Origin of the sequence: Mesorhizobium sp. M1004, assembly GCF_040318795.1 — a bacterium.
In the GTDB taxonomy this organism is placed as follows: Bacteria; Pseudomonadota; Alphaproteobacteria; order Rhizobiales; family Rhizobiaceae; genus Mesorhizobium.
Genome location: NZ_JAMYNB010000009.1, coordinates 290,836 through 307,744, shown reverse-complemented (window position 1 = coordinate 307,744; position 16,909 = coordinate 290,836). Strand labels below are relative to the sequence as shown.

15 protein-coding genes and 2 pseudogenes are annotated in these 16,909 nt (G+C 58.2%); 14 read left to right on the top strand and 3 right to left on the bottom strand.

Features of this window, described 5'->3' with window-relative positions; translation table 11 throughout:
• Positions 1–316 (bottom strand): annotated as a pseudogene (virG, locus tag NKH54_RS20455) (two-component system response regulator VirG); the annotation flags it as partial.
• A gap of 1,291 nt (positions 317–1,607) precedes the next feature.
• Between virG and NKH54_RS20450 the strand changes: the two are divergent.
• The 14 genes and pseudogenes from NKH54_RS20450 to NKH54_RS20385 form a co-directional block, all read left to right on the top strand.
• Positions 1,608–2,393, top strand: a complete 786-nt coding sequence (locus NKH54_RS20450) for a type IV secretion system lytic transglycosylase VirB1 (RefSeq protein ID WP_023673708.1) — start codon at positions 1,608–1,610, stop codon at positions 2,391–2,393.
• Positions 2,394–2,467: 74 nt separating this feature from the next.
• On the top strand, positions 2,468–2,773 hold the full coding sequence (gene virB2, locus NKH54_RS20445) for a pilin major subunit VirB2 (RefSeq protein WP_023673707.1): 306 nt from the start codon (positions 2,468–2,470) through the stop codon (positions 2,771–2,773).
• Entirely contained in the window at positions 2,773–3,099 is a 327-nt protein-coding gene (locus NKH54_RS20440) for a type IV secretion system protein VirB3 (RefSeq protein WP_023673706.1), read from the top strand. The genes virB2 and NKH54_RS20440 overlap by 1 nt, the downstream gene beginning before the upstream one ends.
• Positions 3,099–5,468: a type IV secretion/conjugal transfer ATPase VirB4 gene (virB4, locus tag NKH54_RS20435; protein ID WP_023685155.1), complete on the top strand. Its 2,370-nt coding sequence runs from the start codon at positions 3,099–3,101 to the stop codon at positions 5,466–5,468. Before NKH54_RS20440 ends, virB4 begins: the two co-directional genes overlap by 1 nt.
• Before the next feature lie 13 nt (positions 5,469–5,481).
• Entirely contained in the window at positions 5,482–6,165 is a 684-nt protein-coding gene (locus NKH54_RS20430) for a TrbJ/VirB5 family protein (protein WP_023673704.1), read from the top strand.
• Between the two features lie 59 nt (positions 6,166–6,224).
• Entirely contained in the window at positions 6,225–7,112 is an 888-nt protein-coding gene (locus NKH54_RS20425) for a type IV secretion system protein (RefSeq protein ID WP_023673703.1), read from the top strand.
• A gap of 27 nt (positions 7,113–7,139) precedes the next feature.
• A complete protein-coding gene (locus tag NKH54_RS20420) occupies positions 7,140–7,298 on the top strand; it encodes a type IV secretion system lipoprotein VirB7 (protein ID WP_081726271.1) in 159 nt (52 codons plus the stop codon).
• Positions 7,295–8,008 (top strand): type IV secretion system protein VirB8, encoded by a 714-nt coding sequence (locus NKH54_RS20415; protein WP_023707035.1) that lies wholly within the window; start codon positions 7,295–7,297, stop codon positions 8,006–8,008. Before NKH54_RS20420 ends, NKH54_RS20415 begins: the two co-directional genes overlap by 4 nt.
• Entirely contained in the window at positions 8,005–8,889 is an 885-nt protein-coding gene (locus tag NKH54_RS20410) for a TrbG/VirB9 family P-type conjugative transfer protein (RefSeq protein ID WP_352853623.1), read from the top strand. Before NKH54_RS20415 ends, NKH54_RS20410 begins: the two co-directional genes overlap by 4 nt.
• Positions 8,882–10,021, top strand: a complete 1,140-nt coding sequence (virB10, locus tag NKH54_RS20405) for a type IV secretion system protein VirB10 (protein ID WP_031203435.1) — start codon at positions 8,882–8,884, stop codon at positions 10,019–10,021. The genes NKH54_RS20410 and virB10 overlap by 8 nt, the downstream gene beginning before the upstream one ends.
• Positions 10,005–11,045: a P-type DNA transfer ATPase VirB11 gene (gene virB11 / locus NKH54_RS20400; RefSeq protein ID WP_023673699.1), complete on the top strand. Its 1,041-nt coding sequence runs from the start codon at positions 10,005–10,007 to the stop codon at positions 11,043–11,045. Before virB10 ends, virB11 begins: the two co-directional genes overlap by 17 nt.
• A 717-nt stretch (positions 11,046–11,762) precedes the next feature.
• Positions 11,763–12,449 (top strand): response regulator, encoded by a 687-nt coding sequence (locus NKH54_RS20395; RefSeq protein ID WP_023679590.1) that lies wholly within the window; start codon positions 11,763–11,765, stop codon positions 12,447–12,449.
• A 285-nt stretch (positions 12,450–12,734) separates the two neighbouring features.
• Complete coding sequence (locus NKH54_RS20390) at positions 12,735–13,292, top strand: DDE-type integrase/transposase/recombinase (RefSeq protein WP_023673697.1); 558 nt, start codon at positions 12,735–12,737, stop codon at positions 13,290–13,292.
• A 172-nt stretch (positions 13,293–13,464) separates the two neighbouring features.
• A pseudogene (locus NKH54_RS20385) lies at positions 13,465–13,623 on the top strand (ATP-binding protein); the annotation flags it as partial.
• An 843-nt stretch (positions 13,624–14,466) separates the two neighbouring features.
• Here NKH54_RS20385 and groL read toward each other — a convergent pair.
• Positions 14,467–16,131, bottom strand: coding sequence for a chaperonin GroEL (groL, locus tag NKH54_RS20375; protein WP_286460910.1), 1,665 nt, complete (start codon positions 16,129–16,131; stop codon positions 14,467–14,469).
• A gap of 63 nt (positions 16,132–16,194) precedes the next feature.
• Entirely contained in the window at positions 16,195–16,491 is a 297-nt protein-coding gene (gene groES / locus NKH54_RS20370; protein ID WP_019863563.1) for a co-chaperone GroES, read from the bottom strand.
• Positions 16,492–16,909 lie beyond the last annotated feature (418 nt).

Here is a 16,909-nt window from a genome sequence, read left to right as displayed (position 1 = left end):
TCCCGAAAGGCTTGGGAATGAAATCGGTTGCGCCGAGCTCCAGTGCAACCACTTTTTCCGCCTCATCAAGCCGGTCGCCGCTGATCACTATGATAGGAACATCTGATTTTGTCGCCAGATTGCGGACGATCGCAAGTCCATCCTCCCGGCCTAGGTTAAGGTCAACAACCACGAGATCGACTGGCTCACGTGAAAGAACATAGTCAAACTGCTTGCTATCGTGGACTGCGGTTACCTTCAGGGCATGCATCGTGAGATACTCGGCGATGAGGCGCCGCATTGCGGCATCATCGTCAATGACAAGAACATGTTTCAACGGCACACCTTCAATCTTGAATCCCCTTGTCTAAACCTGTTGCCGAGCAACCCTGGGGCACCGACCCAGAACAGCTGCTCCTTGATACCACTCGCCGTTGCGTGCGGCCAATGTGAGGCCGTGCTCGTCCTGTTCTTTTCATCCCCAGCGAATTGACCGCACCAAGGCAGCCCGTGGCCACCAGACAGGTCCCAGCGCCGACATGACCCTGCCGTGTGGTCCTTCGCTTTTTCGCTTCGAGCTCCCCCGTTGGTGCAGGCCTGCCAATATCACTCAAGTTCGACCTCATGGATGCCAAGTTTCCTGCTATGCCCTTGCATCCTGGTCATCCTGGAGTTTGCGGACCTGGATCATCTCGATATCATCCGGCTCGTGGATCCAGCTCGGACATGGTTGAGCAGCGCGGCGTTTGGCTTGATCGGAGAGGCGGTCGGCGGAAGAAGACCGTGATTCGCTGCAGCGGCCTTGTGCAAAATAGTGTGTCTCCTGCCAAGCCGGCTTCGTCCAAGGTGGCCGGCGGCCTCAAATGCTGTTCGGCGACCGGCAGGTCGCCGGTTGCGGTGAACGTCCGGGCTAACATTTCTCAGTTACTGCAACTCCTCCATCTTGAGCGTGTCACTATGCTTGTCCATTGCGCCGTCGGACTGCGTCAATGACGTGCGGTTATCTGCCGATGGGACTGTGCATGATCCACCCTTTGGCGGCGGCGGCCGAACAGCTGAACGAGGCTCGCACCAGGATGGGCTGCGCCGCCACGTCTTCCCAGTTGACCCTCGCCGCCGCGGATTTGCGCCTTCGAGCCAGCTTCGCGGACGAGCTCGCGTCTCAAGCAATGATCTGAGTATGCAGGGCCGCGCATGGCTGCTCTTTAAGGACCGGCAGCATACCGGCAAAGTTGGGCCGCTTTATCGCCTTAGTCGATTCCCCACGGTGATCCCGAGCCTGAACAAGCCCGCCAAGCTCCCCATTTTGTCCTTGGCTTGGCGCTGACAGAAGTACCGTCCATGACGCCAAAGTCGCGGCCCACACTCCAGGAGCAACGGACGGCCGGGACGAGCAATCCTGTAAAGGAGTCATTGTACCAAGATGCTCCGGATGTCGCTGGCTGATCGGGCCCGCGCCACCCACGCATGCGCAAGATGCTCACCCACGCTGATACGAACACGGTCTTTGCTTCAATTGAAACCGAAAAGCTGAACTTGAACATCACACAGTAACAAACCTCCCCGATAAGCGCGTGCCGGACAGGGCCAGAACCCGTCCGGCGGCTTGGAAAGGTAGGTGATAGGGAATGTTTATTGCAGCTTGGCCGCTGGCCATCGTCCTGATGACATCCATGTCACTCCCAGCCGAGCCCGCGCCACTTTCTCCGCGTGAGTTCCGCAGCCTGTCGCGCAAATGCGCCCCCTGGGTTGCGCCGTCCACCCTGGCCGCGATTGCCAAGATTGAAAGTGGCTTTGAAACGCTGGTGGCTCATGACAACACCACAGGTGAGCAGCTTCGCTGGATAGACCACCTGGAAGCCACGCGGGGCATCAAGGAACGCCTCGAAGCACAACATTCTGTCGATGTTGGATTGATGCAGATAAACAGCAAGAACTTTGCCATGCTCAATCTCACGCCGGAAAGGGCTTTCGAGCCCTGCGCCTCGCTTTCGGCTGCCGCCCACCTGCTTGAAAGCCGGTATGCCGGCGGCACCACTGCTGTGGCACAGCAACTGGCGCTTCGCCGTGCCATCTCGGCCTATAACACGGGCGACGTCACGCATGGCTTCGCCAACGGTTATGTACGCAAGGTCGAGTCGGCCGCAAAGGACATCTCAAGTCTCCTTGAGAGAACGCTGGAGCCGACTGCTCGAGATGTGCCGCACCTTGAGGCACCCGGTCGGAAAGCCGTGCCGCCTCTGCTCCAGCAGAGCCAACAGGCCAATAGAAAGAAGCAGCCCAACCAAGATTCTTGGGACATCTGGGGCTCGTATCAGCCAGACCGCTCCGGGGCCGATCCCTCCGATCCGACAGGCAGCCAGGCTGCGAAAGCACGGGAACCCTCGAACCCGAACAAACTCGTATTCGACTGAAACATGGAGATGCAATGATGACGCCACTCAAGATACTTCGTGCGCTTAAAACGCGTGTTCCTTCGCCTTTTTCCATGCTGCGCATGGCGGCTGAATATGTACCGGCCGCTGCTGCAGGCGCGGCGTGGACGGTCTTCTACAGCGGGCCAGCCGCGGCTCAGGTGACCGGAGGGACGGATCCTGCCAAGATGGTCCAGAATATCTGCACGTTCATACTTGGCCCCTTTGGACAATCACTGGCCGTGCTCGGGCTCGTAGCCATCGGTATCTCTTGGATGTTCGGTCGTGCTTCACTTGGCCTGGTTGCGGGTGTCGTTGGAGGGATCGTCATCATGTTCGGGGCCAGCTTCCTGGGCAAGGCGCTCATAGGCGGCGGCTGATGAGCGACCGGTTGGAAGTGAGCACCCTCTATGTGGCGGCGACGCGCCCCGCACTGTTTCTGGGGGTGCCGCTGACGCTGGCCGGATTGCTCATGATGTTGGCTGGGCTTGTTATCATTATCCTTCAGAACCCGCTCTACGAAATCGTTCTCGTGCCACTCTGGTTCGGAGCACGGCTGGTTGTTGAGCGTGACTATAACGCGGCAAGCGTCGTGCTGCTCTATTTGCAGACGGCCGGCAGAAGCGTGGACGGGCCGGTCTGGGGAGGCGCAAGCGTCAGCGCCAATCCGATCAGAGTGCCGAAACGCGGAAGAGGAATGGTGTAATGTTCGGCGCCAGCGGCCGGACCGAGAGGTCTGGCGAGATCTACCTTCCGTATGTTGGTCACGTAAGCGATCAGGTTGTCCTTCTGGAAGACGGATCGATCATGGCCATGGCACATGTGAACGGTGTGCCCTTTGATTTGGAAGACGCTGAGATGCGCAACTCGCGCTGCCGCGCGTTCAACACTCTCTTGCGCAACATCGCCGATGACAATGTCTCGATATACGCTCATCTTGTGAGACACAACGATGTGCCGGCGCCGGCGCCGCGCCAGTTTCAAAGTGCATTCGCTGGCAGTCTGAGCGAGGCCTACGAGCGTCGTGTGCTGTCGGGAAAGCTCTTTCGCAACGATCACTTCCTCACTTTGATCGTGTCCCCCCGCACCGCAATCGGCAAGATCGGCTTGCGGATTGCCAAGTCCCGCAGACGGAATGAGCACGATCTAGCCACCCAAATGCGGAGCCTGGAAGACCTCTGGCACATCACTGCTGGCGCACTCGGCGGTTACGGTCTGCGCCGGTTGGGCATTCGTGAGAAAGGCAACGTGCTCTTCACGGAAATCGGCGAGGCGCTTCGGCTCATGATGACTTGCCGGTTTCTTCCGGTTCCGATGGTTACCGGCTCACTTGGCGCCTCGATCTACACTGACCAGGTCATCTGCGGGAAGCGGGCGCTTGAGATTCGAAGGCCCGGGGATAGCTCCGTCGGATCATTGTTTTCGTTCCGTGAATATCCGGCGACGACGCGGCCGGGCATGCTAAATTCCTTGCTGTCCGCCAACTTCCCGCTTGTCCTGAGCCAGAGCTTTTCCTTCCTCACTCGCCCACAAGCTCATGCCAAACTAAGCCTTAAGTCCAGCCAGATGACGAGTGCCGGCGACAAGGCTCTCACCCAGATCAATGAACTTGCCGAGGCAGAGGACGCACTGGCAAGCAACGAATTCGTGATGGGTTCGCATCATCTGAGCCTGTGCGTCTATGCCGACAGCCTCAATAGCCTTGCAGATCGCGCAGCAAGTGCCCGCGCACGGCTGGCCGACGCGGGCGCCGTTATCGTCCAAGAGGGCATCGGCATGGAGGCCGCATATTGGTCCCAACTTCCGGGGAACAACAGGTGGCGCACGCGCCCGGGGGCGATCACCTCACACAATTTTGCCGGGCTCGTCTCATTTGAGAACTTCCCAAGCGGTTCCAGTTCCGGCCACTGGGGCAATGCTGTTGCGCGCTTTCGCACAAACGGTGGAACTTCTTTCGACTACATCCCCCATGAGAATGACGTCGGCATGACGGCAATATTCGGGCCCGTTGGCAAAGGCAAGACGACGCTGATGACCTTTGTCCTCGCGATGCTTGAGCAAAGCTTGGTCGATCGCAATGGTGCGATCGTCTTCTTCGACAAGGATCGGGGTGGTGAACTGCTGGTGCGAGCCACGGGAGGGACATATCTTGCGTTGCGCAGAGGCGCTCCGAGCGGCTTGGCCCCTCTGCGTGGACTGGACAACACCTCCGCCTCCCGGGACTTTCTGCGCGAGTGGTTGATGGCCCTGATCGAGAGTGACGGCCGTGGTCCGATCTCGCCGGAGGAAAGCCGTCGGCTGGAACGCGGCATTGTTCGTCAGCTTTCGTTCGAACCCCCTATGCGCTCACTTGCGGGCCTGCGCGAGTTCCTATTGCACAGCCCCTCCGAGGGCGCAGGAGCACGGCTGCAGCGGTGGTGTAGAGGGGGGGCGCTTGGATGGGCCTTTGACGGCGACGTGGACGAAGTAAGGCTGGATGCCTCCATTACGGGCTTCGACATGACGCAGCTCCTGGAATATGAGGAGGTCTGTGCACCGGCCGCCGCATACCTTCTGCATCGAGTGGGCGCTATCGTCGATGGTCGTCGGTTCGTCATGAGCTGCGACGAATTTCGATTCTATCTACTCAACCCCCAATTCTCGGCCGTTATCGACAAGTTCTTGCTCACGGTCCGCAAAAACAACGGCATGTTGATACTCGCAACGCAGCAGCCTGAACACGTTCTGGAATCGCCTCTCGGAGCTAGTCTCGTTGCGCAATGTATGACGAAAATTTTCTACCCATCACCGACGGCGGACCGCTCTGCGTATGTCGATGGCTTGAAGTGCACTGCGCAGGAGTTCGAGGCAATCCGCCAGGGAATGGCAATCGGCAGCCGCAAGTTTTTGCTCAAGCGCGATAGCGGGAGTATTGTTTGCGAATTCGATCTTGGGCAGATGCGCGAGTACGTAGCCGTACTCTCGGGGCGGGCCAACACAGTGCGCTTTGCCGACCAGCTTCGTAACCAGCACGGAGACGCCCCAAGTGGGTGGCTCGACAAGTTCATGGCCCGGTACCACGAAGTTCAAGACTGACGGAGGAATATTCATGAAATTTGCCAAACTTGCAGTAACGACCCTTGCTGCTTCCCTTCTGCTTCACGGACAGGCCCGTTCGCAATTTATCGTCAGCGACCCTGTAACAGAAACACAAGCGACCTTAACAGCGCTTTCCAATGCGGCGATCCTTGAGAGGTCAATCGAGACGCTCGCTACCACGATTGAAATGGTGACAATTCTAACGTCGTCATTCGCTGTCACGGGACTGCTAAGCTCACTTAACCAAGGAAATCACTACCCGTCGAGCAATAAGCTGGAGGAGCAGATGTTTGATGCTCGGGCGCCAGCTTCGATTATGGCCCGTAACATTGCGAAGGACCCAAATCGGATAGTCAACGGCACCGATTCAGAAGCGAAACTGTTACAGGGACAAATCGCCGGGGCCGCCAATGCCGCAGCTATTGCAGCCGACACTTTGGGCATGATGGACAAGCGCCTTAAGGATAACGCCGGCACGCTTGGTCAGCTTTCCCGCTCGGGAAATATTATGCAGGCCACCGTGACCAACGGTCTGGTCCTCAAGCAGATTCACGATGCGATGATCCAAAATGTCCAGGCCACGAGTCTGCTGACAATGGCCACTGCACAAGGGAGCCTTCACGCCGTGGAGGAGGCCGCCACGCAGCGTCGCGAACATCAGGACACCGCTAATATGTTTAGCATCCTCCCGTAAACCCACACAGAGTTCATCAGGCTCAGCTGCGCTGATCAGGGACACATCAGGCTCACGCCATGAATTTCAAAATTCCCGCGCCATTCACGACTATACACACGATCTTTCATGGGGCCTTCACGTCCGGGCTGCACAAAGTGCTTGAAAACGTCCAAGCGGCGGTCAGTGCGCCTCTGGTTGCGTGTGTCACGCTCTGGATAATAATCCAAGGCTGTCTGGTCATGCGTGGTCAAGTCGATGCGCGCGGGGGTATCTCGCGCGTAATCATGGTGTCGATTGTCGTCGCCCTTATCTTAGGGCAGGCCAACTATCAGCAGTACATTGAAGCGCTCTTCGACGACACGATTCCGAGGTTGGCTCACGACATCAGTGGCAGCGACTTGCCCTTCATCGGAATCCCCCAGAAGCTCGATCTCATGTTTGCTTCAAGCCAGTATGTCTTTCAGCTGATTGCTTCCGAAATTGGGCCTATGAACGGCCAGGACATACTTGCTTTCGAGGGAGCGCAATGGATTTTCTACGGCGCGCTGTGGACAGCGTTCGAGATCTACGATGCCGTTGGAATTCTGACGAAGGTGCTCTTGACGATCGGCCCCCTGGTCCTTGTAGGCTACCTTTTTGATCACACTCGAGACATAGCCACCAGATGGATCGGCCAACTGCTCTCGTACGGGCTGCTGCTTCTCCTCCTCAACATCGTTGCAACGATAGTAATCGCTGCCGAAGCAGTCTCGCTGGCAGCCATGCTTTTGATGATCAAATTCTCGGGCACGACAGCAGCCAAGATCATCGGGCTTTACGAGCTCGACATGCTTTTCCTAGCTGGTGACGCTCTGATCGTCGCGCTTCCGACGATCGCCAGCAGCATCGCCGGCGGCTCTTGGGGAGGTGCGAACCGACCTCTTAACAGCCTCAATCGCCACTTTGCCAAAACGGCGGGTGCTTAATCAATCGACAAGCTCGGTGCCAAAAACATGAAATATTGCCTACTTCTGTCAATCCTCGCTTTGGCCGCCTGCAAGACGAGCCATGGGCTTGCGACATGCGCGGGTGCCCCATTCCAACTGAACGTGGGACAATGGGAAACCACCCCTGAGGATCTTCGGGTCGAATGCGCGGAAGAGCCAAAGTGAAAGTTCCTGAACATGCCCTTCTGGTGGAGAGAGAAACGCTAGCCGCCCACTATAAGAAGGTGGAAGCGTTTCAAACTTCACGAGCGAAGTCTGCGCGGCGCCTGTCAAAGGCCCTGATAGCCTTTGCCGCAGCGGCGGTCCTAGGAAATGTTGCACAGGCATTTACCATTGCTGCCATGGTCCCGTTGGCCAAGCTCGTACCTGTGTTCCTCTGGGTCCGGCCGGATGGGACCGTCGACAGCGAAGTGTCAGTCTCTCGACTGCCGGCAACCCAAGACCGAGCCGTCATAAATGCTTCGCTGTGGGAATATGTACGCCTGCGCGAGGGGTACACAGCAGATACAGCCCAATACGCCTATGACCTCGTATCCAGTTTCAGCGCGCCGGCTGTGCGACAGCAATATCAAGATTTCTTCAACTATCCGAATCCCACCTCGCCGCAAGTCACGGTCGGCAAACGCGGCAAGCTCGAGGTCGGGCATATTTCTTCAAACGACATCAGTCCGGACGTTCAACAGATCCGTTACAAACGTACGCTTGTTGTCGATGGGCAGATGCCGATAGTGACCACCTGGACAGCTACCATCCGCTACGAGCGCTTGACGGGTCTGCCTGGGCAATCGAGGCTCACCAATCCGGGAGGTCTACTCGTCGCTTCCTATCAAAGCTCGGAAGATAGCGTATCGAACCTGGGCTATGTGCAGCCATGACAAAAAGAGCGTTTCTCGCGCTGGTCTGTTCACTCTTCTTAACGATGGAAGCGTCCGCGGAAGACACACCACTTGCCGGCAAGCATGATGCGCGCATGCGCTACCTGGCTTACCGTCCTGACGAAGTGGTGCGCCTGTCTACCGCAGTGGGGGCAACGCTGGTTGTCACATTCGCGGCCAACGAGACAGTCGCAGCCGTGGCCGTTTCCAATAGCAAAGACCTGGCTGCGCTCCCGCGCGCCAACTATCTCTTTTTTAAGGCTAGCCGGATGCTCCCGCCGCAGCCCGTCATTGTGCTGGCCGAGAGTGAGTCCGGTACACGGAGATACGTCTTCAGTATTTCAACGAAAGCGATGCCAAAACTCGATGAGAAGCAACCTGACCTATACTACAGTGTGCAGTTCACCTATCCTGCTGATGACGCTGCTGCTCAGAGAAAGGACGCAGAAAGGCGCTCGATTCTTGGTCAGGCCCGGGCGAAAGTGCTGCGCGACGAGAGAGTTCAGGATTTGTTGAATCGGCCCGCCGCAACTACCAGTCCGGACGAAAGCAATTTTCACTACGTCGCAAAGGGCGATCGATCGCTGGCGCCGCTGGAAGTTTTCGATAATGGCTTTACCACCGTATTTGGCTTCGCAAGCAATTCCCGCATACCCTCCCTCTACATTATCAATCCCGACGGCAAGGAAGCCGCTGCCAATTACACGGTCAAAGGAGACTATGTTGAAGTATCCGCAGTCGCCCGGGAATGGCGTCTGAGAGATGGCAATACGGTCTTGTCCATTTTCAACAGGGCTTATGACCCTGTGGGACGAGCGCCAGGGACCGGTACAGTGACACCCGACGTGTGGCGCGTTTTGAAAGGCCCGGCCGATGAATGAAACCGGCCCACAGTCGGGACATGATGTCCATGCCTCAGGATCGATGGTCTCGGAGCCGGCCCGCCGGCATGTTTCGGGATTGCAGAAGTTGGCCATCGCTGCACTTGTTCTCATCTCATCTCTATCGCTCATCTGGCTCGGCGGTCGTCCCAGCACACAAGACGAGCCAACTCAGCCAAAACCTGCAATTGTCGCCGACGCCGAGCCATTCCGCCCCGTGCCGATTGAGATTGCTCCCGAAGCTCCAGCACCCGTACAGGCGGCGCAGGCAGGAGATCCTGCGCCATCCATGCCGCCTCCGGCGCCAGCTGATCCGCCGCCGGAGGAAACACCAATTTTCGCCTACAGTGGCAGCGGTCAAATGCCCAACGACGGTCAGCGGAGCGAAGACAACCATAGGGATGCTCCCGCGACCTCGCATGAGATTTCAGAGGCTGGCGATCTGACGAGGCGATTGAAGCCAGATATACAGGAGCCAAGCCGGGCCACACTTTTGCCGCACCCTGATCTCGTGATTACCCAAGGAACGATAATACCCTGCATTTTGCAAACGGCAGTCGACACAAATTTACCGGGTTATGTGAAGTGCGTCTTACCTAAAGACGTCCGCGGCGCCACCAACAACGTGGTGCTTTTGGATCGCGGGACGACCGTGATTGGCGAGATCCAGCGTGGTCTCCAACAGGGGGATGCGCGTGTCTTCGTGCTGTGGACGCGCATCGAAACGCCTGACCATGCCCTCGTTTCGCTAGCGTCGCCGGGCGCTGACGAGCTCGGCCGCTCCGGAATGCCTGGCACGGTGGATAATCACTTCTGGCAGCGCTTTGGTGGAGCAATGCTCATGAGCGTCATTCAAGGCGCGTTTCAGGCCGCCGGTCAATACGCTGGCAGCTCAGGTGGAGGAAGCGGCATCAACAGCTTCCAGAGCAACGCCGGACAAGCCGTTGACACGACCCTTAGAGCAACGATCAACGTTCCGCCAACTCTGAAGAAAAACCAGGGAGATGCTGTATCGATCTTTGTGGCTCGGGACCTCGATTTCTCAGATGTATACGATCTTAGACCGATCGCCGTGGCGCCAGCCCCCCAACATCGCCAACGCCGGAGAGACAACAATGCGACCGGAGGCTGACCCTCAATTGCGTTTGCTTCTCAACCCTGTCTTGAAATGGCTTGAGGAGCCAAGGACCGAAGAGGTCGCTATCAACCGGCCTGGGGAAGCCTTTGTCCGACAGGCCGGCGTTTTCACGAAACATCCGCTACCGCTATCTTATGACGATCTGGAGGACATCGCGATCCTCGCTGGAGCGCTGCGCAAGCAAGATGTCGGACCGCAAAGCCCCCTCTGTGCGACTGAGCTGCCGAACGGAGAGCGGCTGCAGATCTGTTTGCCGCCCGCTGTTCCCTCAGGAACAATAAGCCTGACGATACGGCGTCCCTCAAGTCGTGTGACCGAACTCAAGGAAGTTTCTTCTCGCTACGAATACTCGCGTTGGAATCAATGGCGGTCACGAAAGGAGCGCCAAGAGCGGCAGGACGAAACGATTCTTCAGCACTACGACCATGGTGACTTGGAGCAATTTTTGCGAGCATGCGTTTGCGGGCGGCTCACGATGCTGCTTTGCGGACCTACTGGAAGCGGCAAAACGACAATGAGCAAGACTTTGATCAACGCTATACCCCCGCAAGAGAGGCTGATAAGTATCGAGGACACGCTCGAACTTGCAATCCCGCACGAGAACCATGTCCGATTACTCTATCCGAAGGACCGAGCAAGCGTAGGTGCGGTGACAGCCGAGCAACTGTTGCAAGCCAGCTTGCGCATGCGCCCTGATCGAATATTGCTTGGCGAGATGCGCGATGATGCTGCTTGGGCCTACCTTAGCGAAGTCGTCTCCGGCCATGCGGGATCAATATCAACGATTCATGGGGCGGATCCGGTCCAAGGCTTTAAAAAGCTCTTTTCACTCGTCAAGAGCAGCCCGCAAGGAGCTGCTGTGGAAGACCACACGCTTCTTGACCTGCTGTCGGCTGCCATTGACGTCATTGTGCCGTTCAGTACCCACGGCGACGTGTATGAGGTGGGGGAGGTGTGGCTCGCCGCCGATGCCCGGCGACGCGGAGAGACAGTAGCCGACCTTCTTAACAAGCACTAAGGCTAGAGCACGTCGGGGAACGGTAAGTCGTTTGTGATACGATGGCGTAATTTGTTCAGATTGAACCTCCACTTTGATTTGAGGGAGGTGGATAATGGGAGGAGGACTGGGCGTAGACCTTCGGTCACAAGTCTGAAGTCTTCGGGCGCCCTGTCGGCGCGGCAAGTCGCGGCACGATTCGACTGGGTGTATCGAGCGCGTCCGCTGAATTGCGCGGGCGACGCTCACCGAGCTGGTGCCGATGCCTGCTTCAAAAGCGGCACCGACACCCGGCAGGTCGTACCCTTGATTTACCTAGCCGCGCTCAATGAATGTCTTCAAAGACGCCGAACGTGGTTCGGAATGACCGGTGGTAAATCGGGAAGTGCCATATAGGAATCCTCCTGGTATTGCCTCCAGGGGGTCCTCTCAATGAACAAAGCCGCAACCTGCCCTTGCGACCTCAGCTGGAGTTTGCGACGCAACCCATAGGAGGATCGATGCGCAGAGAAATCGCAGGCAGAGTCGGTGGCATTGTGGGCTGGCCGACCGACGGTTTCAGCCCGTCAACAGGTCTTCACGTGTTCCATCCCCGACTATTGCAGGCGTGCGGCTTGCATGCTCCCGCGATCACCCATCGGAAAGAGCGTTACGAACACTACGAAGAGTTGCGCGACTTCCGCTGTCGCCCCGGTCTTACAGCGGACGGTGACCTGTCCGACCTTGATAGGACGTGAAATGCGAACGCTGCTCATTGATCATCATGTGGATCTTACGCGCGCTGTGCGAGTTGCGCTCGGGGATAGCGGTTTTGCCGTTGATGTAGTTGGCAACCTGGAACAGGCGTCGAGGGCATTTTGTTGCGCAACCTATGAAATTCTCCTGCTGGAGTTGGCTCTGCCAGATGGCGATGGCTTGGGCTGGCTGAGACAGCTAAGGAGCAACGGGCATTCAGTTCCAACCCTCATTATGAGTAGCATCAACGATCTCGAGAAGCGGATTGCAATTTTCAACGGTGGCGCGGACGACTTTCTGCTCAAGCCCGTCTCTTTCGATGAGCTCATCGCCAGAATGAGAGCCATTCTGCGCCGGTCGACACAGGTGACCGACCCCATCGTTGTATTTGGCAATCTCAATTTCGATCCGATCGGCCGACAGGTTTCCGTCTCGGGTCATCCTCTGAAGATCGCACGCCGCGAACTATGTATTTTAGAGCATCTGCTTATCCGTGCAGGCCGCATCGTGCCTCGTGCGCAGTTGGAAGATCACCTCTATTCGTTCAACGACGAGGTATCTGCCAACGCGCTTGAAGTCGGAATCTATCGCTTACGTGGACACCTGAGTAGGTCAGGTGCAACGCCACGTATCACGACCATGCGCGGCATTGGTTACATTCTTGAATTGACTGAGGCGGCATCCGCATAGTTGGTCTAAATTGAAAGAACAGACTGCCTGCCGTCGTCAGGTTGAGCTTGTGGCCATAATGGACACCGCGGCCGCCCTTGACGATGGTGTCGGCATGCGGTTCGAACGGCTCTGTCGCAAACCTTTTTGTAAGCGAGCATGGCAAGAAAAACGCCTCAGCTGTGGAGGAGCACGTGATGTTCAAGGGCCGCCATTTCGACCAGTCGGTGATCCTGCTGTGCGTGCGCTGGTACCTGGCCTACACTCTGAGCCTGCGCGATCTGGAAGAGATGATGGCCGAACGCGTTGGAGGTCGACCACTCCACTGTGCATCGCTGGGTCGCCCACTTCTCGCCGCAGCTGCTGGAGCGCTTCAACCGGCGCAAGCGTGTGGTCGGCAGCAAACGAGACGTACATCAAGGTCCGCGGCGGTATCTCTACCGCGCTATCGACATCCTCCGCGATACGGTCGAGTTCTTCTTTAGCGAAAACCGTAACCAGGTGGCGGCCCAACGCTTCCTCCGCAAGGCGCTGACGCGCCATGGCCGGCCGGAGCGCATCGTCATCGACGGCAGCCAGACCAATTACGAAGCAATCCTTTCCTGCGACGCTGAAAGCCGGCTGCGGCAGCGATCGCGGCGACCGCTGAAGCCGATCCGCTCCGCAATAGCCGGCATCTCAACAATCGGATCGAACAGGATCACCGGCGTATCAAGCCGCATTCGATCCATGCTCGGCTTCAAGTCGCATGCGAACGACGTGGTTATCCTCTCCGGCATCGAGATGATCCACATGATGGGCAAGCGACAGGCGAGGTATGCCTACAAGTCTGTCGATCGCTGTTTCGATCTCCTCGCTGCCTGACGGACAGGCCGAAATGGCCGTTCACAACCCCATTTCCAGGTTTGCGACAGAGCCTTTTGTCGGCGTTGCCGGCTTCGAAGGGCCGGTGCGCGCCGAGCGGATCAAGATCACCCCCGGCCACCTTGCCGCGGCCACTCGCCGAGTACGGAGCGGTGGCCGGAGGGAGCTGGTGATGACGACCCTAGATCATGACCTGCTGATCGCAATCCTGGATCGGCTGAAGTTGACGGCGATCCGCGACCAGCTCGACACGCTCATGTCGAGCAAGATCGCGCAGTTCCCGTTTGTCCGCGAACTCGACGGCTTCGGCTTCGACGCGCAGCCATCGGTCTGCTTCAGCCAAACGTATTCATAGGTATGGGACAGGCTGCTATGTCCGCCACCCACGCCTGCTCCGAGGCCCTCCAGGGCAATGGTCTTCGGCGAGGAGGATGAGACGCCGCTGGAGCTCGGGTGCAAGCGCTGCCACGCCCGCTCCGAGGCCCCACAAGGCCGAAGCGCAGTCGTCGGGGTCACGAGGCCCCTCGGCCACGACGACGAGACGTTGCTGGAGCCCGGTGCAAGGGCTGCCACAGATGGCCTGAACCTGAATCCGCCTTTCTTGAGGCGTTGCGACTATCATCGCGGCGACACGCAGCTCTTGATTTGTGTGCGAAATCCTCAGCAGATCCATCGGGCTGAGCCGCTCAGCAATATCAACGAGAATGTCCAGCGGCAGATCAAGGATACTCAGAGGAGGAAACGCTCTTGAGGCTCAGAGCGCGTCTGCTCCACTATAGATCAGGATGATTCACCGGGTCCTTCAACGCCAGCCGCCGGTTCCGATGAGAGAATTGTCCCTGATATCACGCTCGATGGAGTTAAATGCCGAGATGGGCGCCTTGCCACGCTCCTCAATGCCCCTCATGATTCACCGCCTATAGCTACCAACTGAATGAATCATCGTGATTGTCGCGCAGCGGAATCCTCAAGGATCGGGCAGTTCGTAGGGGGCGCCGGTTTGACCAGGTTGAGCCCGCGAATTGCTCGATCAGACAAGATCCTAATTCTCGACCATGCGGTGAGGCTCGAACGAGATCCTCGGGACGCACTCCAAGGTTTCGATCATGTTCGGCACACAAGGAAAGGGCGGCATTGCTGCCGCCCTGTCCGCTGTAAGTTGATAGGGGCTGGATTAAAAATCCATACCGCCCATGCCGCCCATGCCGCCCATGCCGCCGCCGCCCATGCCGCCAGGCATGCCGCCGCCGGCCGACTCCTTCTTGGGAGCCTCCGCGATCATGGCTTCGGTGGTGACGAGCAGGCCGGCGACCGAGGCCGCGTCCTGGAGAGCGGTGCGAACGACCTTGACCGGGTCGACGATGCCCATGGCGATCATGTCGCCATACTCGCCGGTCTGGGCGTTGTAGCCGTAGGTCGCGCCCTTGTTGTCGAGGATCTTGCCGGCAACGATCGAAGCTTCAGCACCTGCGTTCGAAGCGATCTGACGGGCCGGAGCCTGCAGTGCACGGCGAACGATGTTGATTCCGGCAGCCTGGTCGGCATTGACGCCGGTGACCTTGATGTTGGCCGAAGCGCGCAGGAGAGCGACGCCGCCGCCTGCAACGATGCCTTCTTCCACGGCCGCACGGGTCGCGTTGAGGGCGTCGTCGACGCGGTCCTTCTTTTCCTTGACTTCGACTTCCGTCGCGCCGCCGACGCGGATCACCGCGACGCCGCCCGCGAGCTTCGCCAGACGTTCCTGCAGCTTCTCCTTGTCGTAGTCCGACGTGGTCTCTTCGATCTGCTGCTTGATCTGGGCAACGCGGCCCTGGATCTCGTCCTTCTTGCCGGCGCCGTCGACAATGGTGGTGTTCTCCTTGGAGATCGACACCTTCTTGGCGCGGCCGAGCATGTTGAGGCCGACATTCTCGAGCTTGATGCCGAGGTCTTCCGAAATGACCTGGCCACCGGTGAGGATGGCGATGTCTTCCAGCATGGCCTTGCGGCGATCACCGAAGCCCGGCGCCTTGACGGCGGCGATCTTCAGGCCACCGCGCAGCTTGTTGACGACCAGCGTGGCCAGAGCCTCGCCTTCGACGTCTTCCGAGATGATGAGCAGCGGCTTGGAGGTCTGCACGACGGCTTCGAGAACCGGCAGCATGGCCTGGAGGTTGGACAGCTTCTTCTCGTGCAGGAGGATGTAGACGTCCTCGAGCTCGGCAACCATCTTGTCGGCGTTGGTGACGAAGTAGGGCGAGAGATAGCCGCGGTCGAACTGCATGCCTTCGACGACTTCCAGCTCGGTCTCGGCGGTCTTGGCTTCTTCAACCGTGATGACGCCTTCATTGCCGACCTTCTGCATCGCTTCGGCGATCATCTTGCCGACCGACTCGTCGCCATTGCCGGCGATCGTGCCGACCTGGGCAACTTCCTCGGAGGTCTTGATCTTCTTGGCAGCGTTGCCGAGAGCCGCGACCACTTCGGTCACGGCCAGGTCGATGCCGCGCTTCAGGTCCATCGGGTTCATGCCGGCGGCAACGGCCTTGTTACCTTCCTGGACGATCGACTGCGCCAGGACGGTCGCGGTCGTGGTGCCATCACCGGCGATGTCGTTGGTCTTCGAAGCAACTTCGCGGATCATCTGCGCGCCCATGTTTTCGAACTTGTCGGAAAGTTCGATTTCCTTGGCGACGGTGACGCCGTCCTTGGTGATGCGCGGTGCGCCGAACGACTTGTCGATGACGACGTTGCGGCCCTTGGGACCGAGGGTCACCTTCACCGCGTCGGCGAGGATGTTGATGCCGTGAAGCATGCGCTCGCGGGCGTCGCGGGAGAATTTTACGTCTTTGGCAGCCATTTTTTAGCTCCTGGCAGGGGCTTGCGATCAAGCCCGAAATTCAGTTGACGGTGAGGCCGATAATCAGCCGATGATGCCCATAATGTCGGATTCCTTCATGATCAGAAGGTCTTCGCCATTGAGCTTGACTTCGGTGCCCGACCACTTGCCGAACAGGATGCGATCGCCGGCCTTGACGTCCAGCGGGACCAGCTTGCCGGCTTCGTCGCGAGCGCCGGAGCCGACGGCGATGATCTCGCCTTCCTGCGGCTTTTCCTTCGCCGTATCCGGGATGATGATCCCGCCGGCGGTCTTGGATTCGGATTCGACCCGGCGTACGACCACGCGGTCATGCAGCGGCCGGAAATTCGACTTTGCCATTTTTGGATTTCCTTGGTGCGGATGTTGAACGGTGCTCCGTTGCCGGAGCATGCCTAGCACTCAGCCGAAGCGAGTGCTAACGCGGCAATGAGATAAGCCGCAGGCTCCTGCTAGTCAAGACGGAAGAGCAAAGAGCAAAGAGAAAAGAGAAGACAGCAAAGAGCAGGCAGCAAAGAGCGTGTAAGCATCGAGCCTTTTATGTGAACAATGTCGGGTATCCGACATATATGGGGCGGCTCACCCTTTGTAATTGAGCTTTATTCAGATGGTACGATTGGTGCAACGGGTGTTGCATTTGAACTCATCCAGAGGCTCGCACGGGTCGTGCTGCGTCAGCTTGGTCATGTCGAGCTTCAGAAGGCCATTTTTTGGCATTGGTTCTGTTGCTCCTATTGCCGTTCATGACCAATCCTGCGCG